This is a genomic window from Azorhizobium oxalatiphilum, assembly GCF_014635325.1.
Taxonomy (GTDB): Bacteria; Pseudomonadota; Alphaproteobacteria; order Rhizobiales; family Xanthobacteraceae; genus Azorhizobium; species Azorhizobium oxalatiphilum.
The window spans coordinates 183,389-196,099 of the sequence record NZ_BMCT01000003.1 but is presented as its reverse complement, the minus strand read 5'-3'; the positions used below and the strand labels follow the sequence as shown (position 1 = coordinate 196,099).

General features: G+C 66.6%; 13 protein-coding genes and 1 tRNA gene. 5 read left to right on the top strand and 9 right to left on the bottom strand.

Going from position 1 to position 12,711, the window contains the following annotated elements; translation table 11 throughout:
- Positions 1-43: 43 nt before the first annotated feature.
- Positions 44-1,522 carry a 4-hydroxyphenylacetate 3-hydroxylase family protein gene (locus IEW24_RS12970; RefSeq protein ID WP_188579181.1) on the bottom strand — a complete coding sequence of 493 codons (1,479 nt, stop codon included), beginning with the start codon at positions 1,520-1,522 and terminating at the stop codon, positions 44-46.
- A 49-nt stretch (positions 1,523-1,571) separates the two neighbouring features.
- A complete protein-coding gene (locus IEW24_RS12965) occupies positions 1,572-2,102 on the bottom strand; it encodes a flavin reductase family protein (RefSeq protein ID WP_188579179.1) in 531 nt (176 codons plus the stop codon).
- A gap of 335 nt (positions 2,103-2,437) precedes the next feature.
- Here IEW24_RS12965 and IEW24_RS12960 point away from each other — a divergent pair, with 335 nt between their 5' ends.
- Positions 2,438-2,953, top strand: coding sequence for a MarR family winged helix-turn-helix transcriptional regulator (locus IEW24_RS12960; protein ID WP_244644360.1), 516 nt, complete (start codon positions 2,438-2,440; stop codon positions 2,951-2,953).
- Positions 2,954-2,966: 13 nt separating this feature from the next.
- On the opposite strand, the gene IEW24_RS12955 is transcribed toward IEW24_RS12960, so the two are convergent.
- On the bottom strand, positions 2,967-3,851 hold the full coding sequence (locus tag IEW24_RS12955; RefSeq protein WP_210324201.1) for a LytTR family DNA-binding domain-containing protein: 885 nt from the start codon (positions 3,849-3,851) through the stop codon (positions 2,967-2,969).
- 137 nt (positions 3,852-3,988) lie between these two features.
- Here IEW24_RS12955 and IEW24_RS12950 point away from each other — a divergent pair, with 137 nt between their 5' ends.
- Positions 3,989-4,891, top strand: coding sequence for a MipA/OmpV family protein (locus IEW24_RS12950; protein WP_188579175.1), 903 nt, complete (start codon positions 3,989-3,991; stop codon positions 4,889-4,891).
- A 12-nt stretch (positions 4,892-4,903) separates the two neighbouring features.
- Here IEW24_RS12950 and IEW24_RS12945 read toward each other — a convergent pair whose 3' ends face one another.
- Both IEW24_RS12945 and IEW24_RS12940 read right to left on the bottom strand, forming a co-directional pair.
- On the bottom strand, positions 4,904-6,034 hold the full coding sequence (locus tag IEW24_RS12945) for a glycosyltransferase (protein WP_188579174.1): 1,131 nt from the start codon (positions 6,032-6,034) through the stop codon (positions 4,904-4,906).
- 135 nt (positions 6,035-6,169) lie between these two features.
- A complete protein-coding gene (locus IEW24_RS12940; RefSeq protein ID WP_188579172.1) occupies positions 6,170-6,760 on the bottom strand; it encodes a cytochrome b in 591 nt (196 codons plus the stop codon).
- 571 nt (positions 6,761-7,331) lie between these two features.
- On the opposite strand from IEW24_RS12940, the gene IEW24_RS12935 reads away from it, so the two are divergent.
- Positions 7,332-7,418 (top strand) — tRNA-Leu (locus tag IEW24_RS12935).
- 6 nt (positions 7,419-7,424) lie between these two features.
- On the opposite strand, the gene IEW24_RS12930 is transcribed toward IEW24_RS12935, so the two are convergent.
- The 3 genes from IEW24_RS12930 to IEW24_RS12920 form a co-directional block, all read right to left on the bottom strand.
- Positions 7,425-7,907, bottom strand: coding sequence for a DUF2214 domain-containing protein (locus IEW24_RS12930; RefSeq protein ID WP_188579170.1), 483 nt, complete (start codon positions 7,905-7,907; stop codon positions 7,425-7,427).
- A gap of 12 nt (positions 7,908-7,919) precedes the next feature.
- Positions 7,920-8,294, bottom strand: a complete 375-nt coding sequence (locus IEW24_RS12925) for a DUF6152 family protein (RefSeq protein WP_188579710.1) — start codon at positions 8,292-8,294, stop codon at positions 7,920-7,922.
- A 239-nt stretch (positions 8,295-8,533) separates the two neighbouring features.
- Positions 8,534-8,890 carry a DUF2185 domain-containing protein gene (locus IEW24_RS12920; protein ID WP_188579168.1) on the bottom strand — a complete coding sequence of 119 codons (357 nt, stop codon included), beginning with the start codon at positions 8,888-8,890 and terminating at the stop codon, positions 8,534-8,536.
- A gap of 186 nt (positions 8,891-9,076) precedes the next feature.
- Between IEW24_RS12920 and IEW24_RS12915 the strand changes: the two genes are divergently transcribed.
- A complete protein-coding gene (locus IEW24_RS12915; RefSeq protein WP_210324200.1) occupies positions 9,077-9,562 on the top strand; it encodes a hypothetical protein in 486 nt (161 codons plus the stop codon).
- A gap of 295 nt (positions 9,563-9,857) precedes the next feature.
- Positions 9,858-10,850: an AraC family transcriptional regulator gene (locus IEW24_RS12910; protein WP_188579166.1), complete on the top strand. Its 993-nt coding sequence runs from the start codon at positions 9,858-9,860 to the stop codon at positions 10,848-10,850.
- Between the two features lie 30 nt (positions 10,851-10,880).
- Here the strand turns inward: IEW24_RS12910 and IEW24_RS12905 are convergent, their stop codons facing one another.
- Positions 10,881-12,707 carry a carbamoyltransferase family protein gene (locus IEW24_RS12905; protein ID WP_188579164.1) on the bottom strand — a complete coding sequence of 609 codons (1,827 nt, stop codon included), beginning with the start codon at positions 12,705-12,707 and terminating at the stop codon, positions 10,881-10,883.
- Between the last annotated feature and the right edge of the window lie 4 nt (positions 12,708-12,711).

Here is a 12,711-nt window from a genome sequence, read left to right as displayed (position 1 = left end):
GCAAGCCAAAAGGCCCGCGTGCATAACACGCGGGCCATAAACGTCACTCGGCGGCGCGGGCCGGGGCCAGTTCGTCGGCGAGGCTGTAGGAGTCCAGCATCTTGTCGAGGATGCCCTTGGCGGCGTCCCAGTCATAGGTGCGGAAGGCATGGCCCTTCACCACGAAGGACGCGCCCGAATAGAACATCTCGTACTGGGCGTGGCGCGAGGCGAACTCGGAGCCCACCGCGTCCCAGGCCAGCTTGTAGAACTTCACCTTCTCTTCCGCATTGGCGGCCGGCGACTGCTGGGTCTTGCCGATGAGCTTGGCGACTTCCGGGTTGTTATAGTCCTGCACCGACGAGGGCAGCATGATCATGCCGCCGCCGGCCAGCTCGCGCAGGGTGTTGAGCACCCGGCCGTAGAGCTGCTGGGAGAGGGTCTGCGCCGCATAGAGCATGTTGCGGTCGGGCACGAAATACGGCCCGCGCTGGGTGCCCTTGGCTTCCATGGCGTTGACGAAGGCTTCCACCGACGCCACCTCCGCCGAGAGCTGGCCCAGCGTCTCACGCACCTGCGGGAAGCCGGTGGTGCCGTTGATCTCGGTGGTGCGGCGGGCAATCGCCAGCAGGAACTTGAGCTTCACCGAGAGACGGATCTGCGCCTGATAGTTCTGGTAGACGTGCGCCGGAGTGGCGTGGAACTGCTTGGCCACCATGTCGATGCTGTCGACCGCGAACACGCGATCCCACGGCACCTTCACGTCGTCGAAGAACAGGACGGCGTCGTTCTCGTCGAAGCGGCTGGAGAGCGGGTTGTCGAACACGGACGGGTTCGCCGCCTCGTAAGACTTGCGCGAGAGGATCTTCAGACCCTTGGTGTTCATGGGGATGGCGAACGAGAGCGCATACTTCTCATCGCCCGGCTGGAGCGGCTGGATGCAGGTGACGAACACCTCATTGGCCATGATGCCGCCGGTGGCCAGCATCTTGGCGCCACGCACCGTGATGCCTCCCGCGTCGCGATCCACGATGCCGGCGGACAGGTACGGATCCTGCTGCTGGGCGGCGCTCTTGGAGCGGTCGGCCTGCGGGTTGATGATCACGTAGGTGAGGTAGAGGTCGTTGTCGCGGGCGTAGCGGTAATAGTCCGCAAGCGCCTTGGCGCGGGCCGGGTCATAGGCCTCGAACACTTCGAGCCCCATGTACATGCCGGCGATGCAGGAGGCGACATGGTCCGGCGCGCGGCCGAGGAAGCCCGCGTGCAGCTCGGTCCAGGCCTCGAGGCCGGCGCGACGGGCCTTCAGTTCCTCATAGCTCTTGGGCAGCTGCCAGATCTTGTTGGCGCGCGTACCGGTCTCGGTCTCGAACGTCATCAGCTCGCGGTTTTCCGGCGCGCTCTGGAAGTCGAACATCCGCGCCACCGACGCAACGGCGCCGCGATAGGCCGGATGGGTGGTGACATCCGACACCAGTGCACCGTCGAGGAAGATCTGGCGCCCGTCGCGCAGGCTCTCCGTGTGCTGTTGGCCGGTCTTGATCATAACTTAAGTCTCTCTGGTGAAGGCAGGTTTTATCGGGCGGATCGGGAGATCAGGCGGACGGCAGGTCAGTCGCGAGGCCGCGGTAGCGGCCACGGAAGAAGACGAGCGGATCGCCCTCTTCGTCGTTGGAGAAGCGCACCACGCGGGCCAGGAAGATCACATGGTCTCCGCCGTCGTGATGGGCGTAGGGCGCGCACTCAAAATGGGCGATGGCCCCAGCCAGAAGAGGGGCGTCCTCATGGCCATTTACATGGTCGACATCGGACCACTTGTCCCCCATCGCCTTGGAAAAGCGATTGGACAGATCCTCCTGATCACGCCCGAGGACGTTGACGCCATAGCCGCGCGCCGCCAGCATAGCGGGAAGGCTGAGCGCGCTGCGCGCGACGCTGAACAGGACGAGCGGGGGATCGAGCGAAACCGAATTGAACGAACTCATGGTCATGCCCACCACCTCGCCATTCTCGGCGCGCGCGGTCACAACCGCGACGCCGGTGGCAAAGTGCCCGAGTGCCCGGCGGAACGCCCGGAAGTCGAACGCATCGGACGTCGCAGCAACGCTGATGGAGGCTTCGCTCATGGTCTGGCCCAACTGGAGTTCGAGGAGCCAAAGGCGGGAAGCCGGGGCTCCATTTATCTTTGAACCAAAGCTAATATAATTATCGAACTGACGTCAAGGCGGATTTCGTGGACCCATCCGGCAAACCCACCCGTGGCAAGGCCTCTCGCGGCGGCGCACCCCGCGAGAAAGCCCCCCGCGACAAGTTACCCGGCGGCAAGCCGTCTCGGGTCATGGAGCAGCATGGTGCTGTAAACACCGGCAGCGGCGCCCCGGCCATGGCGGCTCAGGGCGTCCGGCCCGGCAGCCCGGACATGCCGCAACGTCAGATGACCGTCTCGAAACCGGAGTTGGTAATGGAAGGATCGGATCGCGCGTTTCGTCAGCTGGTGCACGACACGCTGGCGTTCGCCGCACGCATCCAGGAGGTCCGCAGCCGGCTCGGCGCGCTCATCGGCCTGTCGGGTGCGCAATACACCATCCTCGTCGCCATCGCCCATCTGCAGGATCGGGAGGCGGGCGTGGGCGTGAACCTTCTGGCCGAGCACCTGCACCTGTCCGGCGCCTTCGTGACCATCGAGGTGAACAAGCTGGTGGCCGCCGATCTGGTGAGCAAGGAGGTCAATCCCGAAGACCGCCGCCGCGTGCTGCTGACCATCACGCCCAAGGCCAACCAGCTTCTGGACGACCTCACTGCCGTGCAGCGTCCGGCCAACGACACGCTGTTCGACTGCCTGTCGGGCGAGGAATTCCATTCCCTGCGCTCCATCGTGTCCCGCCTCGTCACCACCGGCGACCGGACACTGAAGCTGCTCGACTATCTGGCCCCAGACGGCACCCTCGCCAATCCGGTCGTACCGGCGCGGGAGTGAGTTCGGCGCCCCCTCAGGACAGCGCGGGAGGCCCTTCGCCTTGCCCGCGCCGGGCGAGGAACTGGTCCACCTCCCGCAGATAGCGCTGTGACACCGGCGCGGTGAGCCCGTTGCTGAGCCGGACCTGTCCGGTGCGGCCCACGCGCTCGAAAGAGGCGACGGCCGCGTCCGCCACCCACCAGGAGCGGTGCACCTGTCGGCCGGGCGTCGGGGCCGCCTCGGCCATGGCATCGCCGAGCCGCATCAGGATCAGGCCCGACCCGCGATCGGTGTGCACGCGGGCGTAATGATCTTCCATCTCCAGCGCGATCATGCGACCGCGCAGATGCGGCGGCAGCCGGCCCATCAGCCCGTTGGCGAAGGCCTGCGGTACGGCCACCGGCCGGGCCTGCTCCAGCTCGCTCGGATCCAAACCGTTGAGCGCGCCATCAAGACGAATGCCCGACGGACACGGCGCGGGAGTGGCCGAGACCGCGAACCGTTGCCCCAGCGCCGCGCGCGCGATCAACGACACCCCGCCACCAATGACGGCGATCTGGAAATAGAGCGTCACGACCTTATGGGCATAGGGCTGCCAGCCCTCCAAAGCATAGATCGCCGGCCCGACGATCAGCATCATGGGAAAGGCGGCGGCACCGACCATGGCCGCCCAGCGCAGGGCCGCATCGCGCCCGCGCAGCAGGCCCCGTGCCTCGAACAGCCGCTCCGTGATCGCCAGGGCGAGGAACCAGCAGGCCAGAATGCCCAGCCAGAAGCCCATGCGGATCACGAACGCCTGCTCATCGACACCGAATGGCCGCATCCAGGCGAATATCGGGCTGAGCGCGAGCGCAAGGCAGCACTCCGCAGCGCGCTGACGCATCCAGGGATCGGCCTGCACATTGGCGAAATCACGCATTCCGAAAGCCCCACCTTCAGCTCCAGCGCCACCTTAGCGAACAGTTTGGCGCAATTGCGAAGGCGTGCTCGTGGCGGGCCGGCGGCCTCTCTAGACGGAAACCATCCCCCGGGATGTCCACCGAACAAGAGCCGCCCATGCCATTGCCCGTTTCCCGTTCCGCGTCCCCTCTCCGCTCCCGCCTGCCAGGGGATCAGCGGCGCATCCTGCCTCTCACCGCCGTCGCGACCCTGCTCCTGATCTCCGGCCGGGCCTCCGCCGCCGATCTCGCGGCGAGTACGAGCGCGACCACTGCCAGCCGCCCGGCGGCCTCTGCCAGCGGCACGGATTTCGGCCAGTTCGCCTTCGTCACCGACAAGCTCGCCGAGTGGAAGGTGGTGCTCGGCGGCGGGGCGATGATCGCACCGAAATACGAGGGCTCGGACGAATACGAGGTCTCCCCGGTGCCCTTCGTGTCCGCCAGCTTCGGCGACCTCGTGAAGCTCGATCCGCGTGGGCTCTCCGTGAACCTCTACAAGGCGGATGGTTTCACCTTCAGCGGCCGGCTCGGCTATGACGGCGGCCGCCAGCAGGACGATTCGGACCATCTGCGCGGCCTCGGCGACATCGACGCCGGTGCCGTGGTGGGCGCGAAGGTGGCTTATGCCATCGGACAGGTGGAACTCTATGCCGCCCTCAACCGCACCATCGGCGGCAGCGACGGGCTGGAAGCCAAATTCGGTGTCGATGCCTCGTTCCGCTACGAGCGCATGCTGTTCACCGCCGGCATGTCCGGAACCTGGTCCGACGACAATTACATGCAGGCCTATTTCGGCGTGACGCCGACCCAGTCCGCCCTCTCAGGCCTGCCCGTCTACACCATCGGCGCCGGGCTGAAGCGTGTCGATTTCAACGTCTCGGCCACCTACATGCTGACCGATCACTGGCTGATCCGGGGACAGGCCGGGCTCGGCTATCTCATCGGAGATGCCGCCGACAGCCCCATCGTCGAGAGCAAGACGCAGCCCTCCGGCATCCTCGCCATCGGCTACAAATTCTAGAGCCGGATCGATTCAGGCCTTGAGCAGCCGGGCATAGACAGCGGACAACTCGCGGGCGAAGCGGGAGCGGCCGAAGCGCTCCTCCACCCGGCGCCGCCCCGCCTGCCCCATGGCCGCACGCAACGGCGTGTCCTCCGCCAGCCGCAACATGGCGGAGGCCAGTGCCGGGGCATCCTCGTGTGGCACGAGGATGCCCGTTTCTCCATCCGCCACCGCCTCGGGAATGCCGCCCACGTTGGTGGCGACCACCGGCAGGTCGAGGCTCATGGCCTCCAGCAGCACCAGCGGAAAGCCCTCCGTATGGGTGGAGAGCACCAGGCCGTCGATGGCGGCATAGAAGCGGCCCATCTCGCCCTCGAAGCCGGGGAAATGCACGTGGCTGCCGGTGCCGGTTTCCGCCAGCAGGGCCGTCAGCACGGCGAACTGCTCACGGTGGGCGGCGTCCGCATCGGTGTCGCCCACCACCAGCACATGCACATCGGGCCGGGCGCGCATCACCTGCGCGGTGGCGCGGATCAGGGTGGCATGGTCCTTCTGCCAGCTCACGCGGGCGGGCATGCCGAACACGATGGCGTCGTCCGGCAATCCGTAATGAGCACGGGCAGCCGCGCGCGGCACCGGTGCGGGCGGCGGCGGGGCGGCGTCATACAGCACCTCCCCCTGCCCCGGCCGCACGGGAAAATCCTGATGCCGGGCGGCGCTGGCGGAAACGTAGAGATAGTGCTCCACGGGGCGCAGCAGCAGGCGATCGATATCCGTGCACTGGGGATGATCGGCGCGCACGTGGGAAATCACCCGCGCCCCGGCGAGGCGACCGGCCAGCGCGGTGAAATAGGCCCCCATCACCTCGCCATTGTGCACCAGCCGCACGCCCCGGCGGCGGAAGTCGCGCATGAGCGCGAGCGTGTTGGCCAGATACGGCCAGGGCCGGCGCAGGCTGACCTGCGGCATGCGGAAACGGGCGGTGGGAAAGCCCCGGCTCACATAGAGCGCATCGAGGGTGGCGGCGTCCGGCGTGTCCGGCAGATAGAGCACATTGTCATAGCCCATCTCCCGTGCCGCCTCGGCGAGCCGCAGGGTGGCAAGCTCCGTGCCGGCGAGGTTCGTCCAGGGGATGATGTGGGCGATGAGCGGGGCAGTCATGCCGGCGACTGTAGCCGAGCCGGCTTGCCTCGGGCCATGCGGAAATAGACCGGGGCGCAAGGGGGCGGGACAGTTGAACCGTCCCGCCCCCTTGCGCCCCGGGATCGAGGCCCTGCCCGCCTCAATCCTGCTTCCTCAATCCTGCTTCGGCAGCATGGATGTCAGCGTCTCGTCCTTGTCGATGAAGTGGTGCTTCAGCGCGAAGACGGCGTGACCGACGACCACCAGCAGCAGCGCCCAGGACAAATAGAAGTGCGCCTCCACGAGATAGGGCGTCAGGGCCGGATTCTTGGGGCCCAGCTGCGGGATGGTGAAGAGCCCGAGGACGGGGATCTTGTAGCCCGCCGAGGAGCTGTTGGCCCAGCCGGACAGCGGAACCGCAATCATCAGGAGATAGAGGCTCCAGTGGCCGAGATGGGTGGCCAGCTTCATGATCGCCGGCATGTCGGTGAGTTCCGGCGGGCGATGGTAGGCGCGCCAGATGATGCGCGCGACGATGAGGAAGAGCGTGGTCGTGGCGATCGACTTGTGCAGGTTGATCGCCCAGATCTTCTGGGCCGTCTCCGCGTCGCTGACGCCATAGTGCAGCATGCCGCCGCCGTAATAGCCGATGCCCCAGGCAACCAGGATGATCACGGCCATCAGCCAGTGAAAGGCCTTGGAGACAGGGTTGAAACTCCGTGCCCCGGAGTGGGTCAGCTTTCCGATATGTGTCGTTTGCGCCATTTCGTTCACCCGAGATACGCCGAACCTAAGTAAAAATACGGATCGCACGGCCAGATATCATGACAAACGCACAACACATCACCGCACAACCCAAAGCAAACTGCTGACGATAACCACCTCCGAAAGATTATCCTCCTTACTTTTGAAATGAAACAACGCTGAATTATCGACGCCAATGACACAGAAGGTCGCGGATGACGCTGCGTCGCAGCCTTCACGGGCAACGGCAGGCGCGGCGTCTGCGGCTGAAGTCACAAGAGCGTTGCAGGGACTGGCATTTGGCATCCGCCCCAACCGCTCGCCCGATGCAGGCTTGCGCGCACCAGCGTCGCTCTGCCTCACCCTGGGGCACGCGTCCGGTGGCCGAGGGATGATCCGGCGATCATGCGGTGATGAGCGGTGAGCCGCACCTGCGGGCGGCGCCTGCGGTGGCTTGGTCCGGCCCGGCGCAGCCAGCATGTGGGCAACCCCTGCCCCGCTGTGCGGGTCGCCCGGCGGGGGTCTGGAGTTCGGCCCGCGCGTGCCCTATAGGATGCAGGACTGCCCCGGTGCTTACCCGCACCGGCGCCTCGCGGGCGTGGCGGAATTGGTAGACGCAGCGGACTCAAAATCCGCCGTCCTCACGGATATGTCGGTTCGAGTCCGACCGCCCGCACCATCCCCCCTACAAGAAGCCGATCCACCGTCCGGCCAGCAGCGTGCCGAGCCAGAGGGCTGACGAAAGCCCCGCCATCACGCGCGTTGCGGCGGGCACGCCCTCTCCTGCCACCACCCGCCGCCAGCCGCCGAGACCGTGCTGGAGGCCGACATTGGCGAGCGCGAGCGCCAGTAGCCCCATCTTCCAGAGGAAGGCTTCGTTCTCCAGATATTCGCGCGGCCGCACCGCCCAGAGCAGCAGCCCCGTCGCCAGCGCCAATACCACGCCCACCGCCGCCGCCCGCGACAGGAAGGGTCCGATGACCGCCAGCGGCGCGCCGCGCACGAGGCCCAGCAACGCAAGATCGAGCGGCAGGATCGCGCCGAGGATCAGTCCGACGCCGAGGATATGGGCCGCATTGACGAACAGGTAGAGCGTGCCCGAGCCGCGCAACGCGCCAGCGACCTGCCAGCTTTCCACCGCGGCCAGCAGGCCCTGCGCGAAGTCCATGCCGATGCCGCCTCAGTTGGTGCGGATGCGCTCGGGATACATGTCGTAATTCACGCCCTTGATGGTGATGCGCACGGCCTTCATGTGCATCTCCTTGGGATCCTTGTGGCGATTGCCGAGGACGATGATCCCGTCGCCCACCTTGGCGGTGTCACCGGTGAAGCCGGAGCGGGCGGTCTGGCCGGGATTGCCCAGATCCACCTGCCAGACCACGCCCTTGGCATCCTTCACCTTGAGCATGGGATGGGGCGGCGCCATGGAGATGCTCTCGATGCTGCCCTTCAGCTCCATCTGCTCCCCTTCCGCCCAGGACCAGCCATGGTGCGCGAAGGCGGCTCCGGCGAGGGCAATGGTGGCGAACGGCGCGAGGGCGAGGCCCAGCGCCAGAACAGCGGGGCCCACGCGCCGGGTGCGCGAGGAACCGGGTTTCTGCGTGCGGCCGAGACCGCATGTCGGCTGGAAGATCATCTGCTGCCTCCCCGTGTCGGGCATCGACGGACGGCGGCCGTTTGGCTTCTGCCACCGCCCAGCCGCCATACCCTAACGTCACGGCATCGCCATATGGCCCGCCCCGTCGCTCATTTTCCGGTGAGCGTCATTCGGCGTCCGTCACCGGCCGGCGCGGATCAGTCGTCCCCCTCCTCCTCATCGTCCTCCTCCACCGGCTGGAAGATGCCATCCTCGTCGCGGGCGAAGTGGCTGCCCTCCTCGGCATCGAGAAAGGGCACGATGTCGGGGTCGTAATTGGCGATGGTGTTGACGTCATAGACCTCGTGCTTGGTCTCGTCCGCCATGTAGGCCTCGTCCTCGTCCCCGGCGAGGAAACACCAGCCGCTGTCCTCCGGCCGGAACGGCGCGTCGCGATACATATAACCCACCGGCGCGCCATCGACCGTGATCCGATCGCTCGCGATACAGCCACCATAACCGGGGACAAACGACACGATCTCGTCCGCACTCAGCTTGAAAATCTTCTTTGCCACGGCTTACCTCGCATTCTTCCCTGCCGGCCTGTCCTGCATCAGGCGCCGGCCTGTTCACAAGAGCGACCTGCCCCAGCGCGCGAAACGGCGCGATGGGGTGCCCCTCGCCCGAGGGTTCCACACCGTGCGCGGGACATTCGGTGCCATGGGCGAACCACGCCCTTCAATACATGGAAGCCAGACGCCATGAGGATCGAGATTCTGCTCACCGTCGTCGCCTTCCTCGGCGTCGCGATCATCTGGGGCATCATCTATCTCAGCCTGCGCAACCGCCTTGCCCGCGCCAAGGGGAACCTGCTCGTACAGCGGGGAGACACCGTCTACGTGCCTCTGGTCGCCGCCTTCTCCGGCTGGAAGGGCCTGCCCTGGCTGTCCTGGTCCCACAGCAACATCGGCCCCCGGCTGGCCCTCCACCCCGAGCATGTGGAATGCAAGGTGGTCTGGCGGCGGCGCAAGCCCTATTCCCGCATCGCGCTGGTGGATTACCGCCGAACCATCGGCACCGAGAATGTGGTGCTGACGTTCACCGACTCGATCAGCAGCTTCACGGGCAATACGGCCAATCGGTTCGTGGCCCGCGAGGCCATCCGCAGCCTGAGAGACCATGGCTGCACGCTTTCCGATCGCGCCGCCAAGCTGCTGGCAGAGGCGGACGACGCCGGCCGCGCCTGACCCCACCCGCGCGCCACAGGAGCGGCAAATCGCAAATACCCCCATTTTTGAGATTTGAAACGGGCGCCCCCCGCGACTAACACTTTGCCAATCGATCCCGCCGGGCACGCGGCACACGCAATCCCCGGACGGGTCGGCACCTCGACATTACAGAGTACCGCCATCGTTCTGCCATCCGGCGGGACAAACACTTCTTTGCGCCGTAAGATGTGCGTGCGGTTCCGTCATTCCGGCGGTTTCCGCCCGTTCGAGCTTGCGTTCCAGCCCCCCGTTCCGCCGCCAGTCGCAGGGCACAATGCTCAGCTTCACCACCGACGATCTTCGGCCCCAGGACCGCTTCGACCATTGGTGCGAAGTGCGCGGAAAGACCCTGTTCGGTGTCACCATCGAACTGGAGCGGCCGCAGCGTTCGGATTTTTACGGTCGATTCTCCGCCCGCGGAGTGGGCGGCGCGATCGTCTCCGACATGCAGGCCTCATCCTATCGCATCGGCCGGACCAATGCCGACATCGCCCGGATGTCCGGCAACAGCCTGTGCATCGGCCTGCAGGTGCGCGGCCCCGGCATGCTGGAGACCGGACGCGGATCGCGCCAGTATGTGCAGGCGGGCAGCCTCACCATCAGCCATTCCGACCTGCCCTTCCAGGCCACGCCGGAGCGCAGTGACGGCTTCGAATATCGCATGCTGAAGATCCCCCTGAGCGCGGACCTGCTGGTGGGCGCACGGGGACACGACCTGTTTGCCGCCGGCCTGCCGCACACCGCGCCCCAGGCACGGCCGCTGGAAGCCCTGTTCATGGCGCTGACCCGCGCCGACGTCCCGCCGACCGACGCCGAAAGCGACGTGGTCCATGCGGCGCGACTGGCGCTCATCATCCGTGGCCGTCTGGCCGCCGGCAGCGTGGAAGGGCGGGCGGCGCTGCGCGCCGGCTATCTGCATGCCGCACGCCAGATCCTTGCCCGCGACCTGCGCCGGCCAGACCTTTCTCCCGAGCGGGTGGCGGCGGAACTCGGCATTTCACTGCGGCAGGTCCATGTGCTGTTCGAGCCCACGGGCCAGTCCTTCTCGCGCACCCTGACCACATTGCGCGTGCGCGAGGCCGCGCAATTGCTGCGCGCAAGGCCCTCCCGCCCCGTGGCGGACGTGGCCTTCCACTGCGGCTTCGAGAGCCTCTCGGCCTTTTATCGCGCCTTCCAGGGCGTTTATGGCATGACGCCGCGCGACCTGCGCCAGGCCGAAAGCGAGCCCCGGCGCACCCGGCCGCAGCCCGAAGCAGCCATGGCCTGAGCCGCCAGCCTGCGCCCCAAACCCGCCGCTTCAGTCGAGTTCGAACGCCGTTTCGTAATTGAGCTTCAGCGCCGGGTTCTGGGCTTCCTTGCGCAGCAGGCAATTGCCCACCGCCAGCACCTCGATCTCCGTGCCCATGAGGCAGCGGAAGGCATCCTCCGGCGTGCAGACGATGGGTTCGCCGCGCACGTTGAACGAGGTGTTCACCACCAGCGGGCAGCCGGTGATCTCCGCGAAGCGGGTGATCAGCGCGTGATAGCGCGGGGCGGTGTCGGCAGTGACCGTCTGCAGGCGGGCCGAATAGTCCACATGGGTCACGGCGGGGATGTCGGAGCGCGGCACGTTCAGCTTCTCGATGCCGAACAGCGCCTCCTCTTCCGCCGTCATGGCGCGGCGGCGCGCCTCGGCCACCGGGGCGACCATGAGCATGTAGGGGCTGTCGGCGTCGAAATCGAAATAGTCCGCCACCCGCTCGCGCAGCACCGAAGGCGCAAAGGGCCGGAAGCTCTCGCGATACTTCACCTTCAGATTGAGCGTCTTCTGCATGGAGGGCGAGCGCGGATCGCCGAGGATGGAGCGACCGCCCAGCGCGCGCGGGCCGAACTCCATGCGCCCCTGGAACCAGCCCACCGCCTTGCCGTCCGCCAGCGCCTGCGCCGTGGCATCGGTGAGATCGTCCTCTTCCATCACCTCGAACACCGCGCCGACGGCGGTGAGCCGCTGCTCGATGTCGTCCTGCGCGAAGGCGGGGCCGAGATAGGCGCCCTGCATCTTGTCGCGGCCGGAGACGCGCGGCAGGTTCGCCTCCATATGCGTGCCCGCCAGCGCCGCGCCGAGCGCGCCGCCCGCATCGCCGGAGGCCGGCTGCACATAGATGTTCTCGAACAGACCGAGCCGGTGCAGCACGCCATTGGCGACGCAGTTCAGCGCCACGCCGCCGGCCATGCAGAGGTTCTTCTGGCCAGTCTCGCGCTGGAGCGCCGAGGCCATGCGCGTCACCGCGATCTCCGTGACCTGCTGCACCGAGGCGGCCAGATCCATGTGGAAGGGGGTGAGCGGCTCGCTGCTCTTGCGGGCCGGGGCACCGAACAGCGCGTCGAAGCGCGCGTTGGTCATGGTGAGCCCGGTGCAATAGTCGAAATAGTCCTGGTTCAGCCGGTAGCTACCATCGTCCTTCAGATCGATCAGGTGATCGAGGATCTTCTGCGTGAAGCGCGGCTCGCCATAGGGGGCAAGGCCCATCACCTTGTACTCGCCCGAATTCACCTTGAAGCCGGTGTAATAAGTGAAGGCGGAATAGAGCAGGCCCAGCGAATGGGGGAAGTGGATCTCCTTGAATATCTCAAGGCTGTTGCCCCGTCCGATGGCGGCCGAAGTCGTGGCCCACTCGCCCACGCCGTCCAGCGTCAGCACCAGGGCCTCCTCGAACGGCGAGGGGAAGAAGGCGCTCGCCGCATGGCTGAGGTGATGCTCGGTGAACAGCAGGCGCGAAAGTTCGAAGCCCGGCTCGATGGCCTTCAGTTCCTTGAACAGCAGATCTTTCAGGAACAGCTTTTCCCGCAGCCACAGCGGCAGCGCGCGGCGGAAGGAGGCGAAGCCACGCGGCGCGAAGGCCACATAGGTTTCCAGCAGCCGCTCGAACTTGAGGAACGGCTTGTCGTAGAACACCACCTGATCGATGTCGGCGAGCGAGGTCCGCCCCGCTTCCAGGCAATAGCCGATGGCGTTCACCGGGAAGGAGGCGTCGTGCTTCACCCGTGTGAAGCGCTCTTCCTGCGCGGCCGCGACGATCTCGCCGTCCACCACCAGGGCTGCGGCGCTGTCATGATAGAGCGCCGAGATGCCGAGACTGCGCATAAGG

What these genes read in the sequence shown, in the direction of transcription:
- IEW24_RS12955 (WP_210324201.1), bottom strand. Translation starts at nt 3,851, where the DNA reads ATGCGTGATTTCGCCAATGTGCAGGCCGATCCCTGGATGCGTCAGCGC.
- IEW24_RS12910 (WP_188579166.1), top strand. Translation starts at nt 9,858, where the DNA reads ATGCTCAGCTTCACCACCGACGATCTTCGGCCCCAGGACCGCTTCGAC.
- IEW24_RS12915 (WP_210324200.1), top strand. Translation starts at nt 9,077, where the DNA reads ATGAGGATCGAGATTCTGCTCACCGTCGTCGCCTTCCTCGGCGTCGCG.
- IEW24_RS12940 (WP_188579172.1), bottom strand. Translation starts at nt 6,760, where the DNA reads ATGGCGCAAACGACACATATCGGAAAGCTGACCCACTCCGGGGCACGG.
- IEW24_RS12950 (WP_188579175.1), top strand. Translation starts at nt 3,989, where the DNA reads ATGCCATTGCCCGTTTCCCGTTCCGCGTCCCCTCTCCGCTCCCGCCTG.
- IEW24_RS12960 (WP_244644360.1), top strand. Translation starts at nt 2,438, where the DNA reads ATGGAAGGATCGGATCGCGCGTTTCGTCAGCTGGTGCACGACACGCTG.
- IEW24_RS12970 (WP_188579181.1), bottom strand. Translation starts at nt 1,522, where the DNA reads ATGATCAAGACCGGCCAACAGCACACGGAGAGCCTGCGCGACGGGCGC.
- IEW24_RS12905 (WP_188579164.1), bottom strand. Translation starts at nt 12,707, where the DNA reads ATGCGCAGTCTCGGCATCTCGGCGCTCTATCATGACAGCGCCGCAGCC.
- IEW24_RS12965 (WP_188579179.1), bottom strand. Translation starts at nt 2,102, where the DNA reads ATGAGCGAAGCCTCCATCAGCGTTGCTGCGACGTCCGATGCGTTCGAC.
- IEW24_RS12945 (WP_188579174.1), bottom strand. Translation starts at nt 6,034, where the DNA reads ATGACTGCCCCGCTCATCGCCCACATCATCCCCTGGACGAACCTCGCC.
- IEW24_RS12930 (WP_188579170.1), bottom strand. Translation starts at nt 7,907, where the DNA reads ATGGACTTCGCGCAGGGCCTGCTGGCCGCGGTGGAAAGCTGGCAGGTC.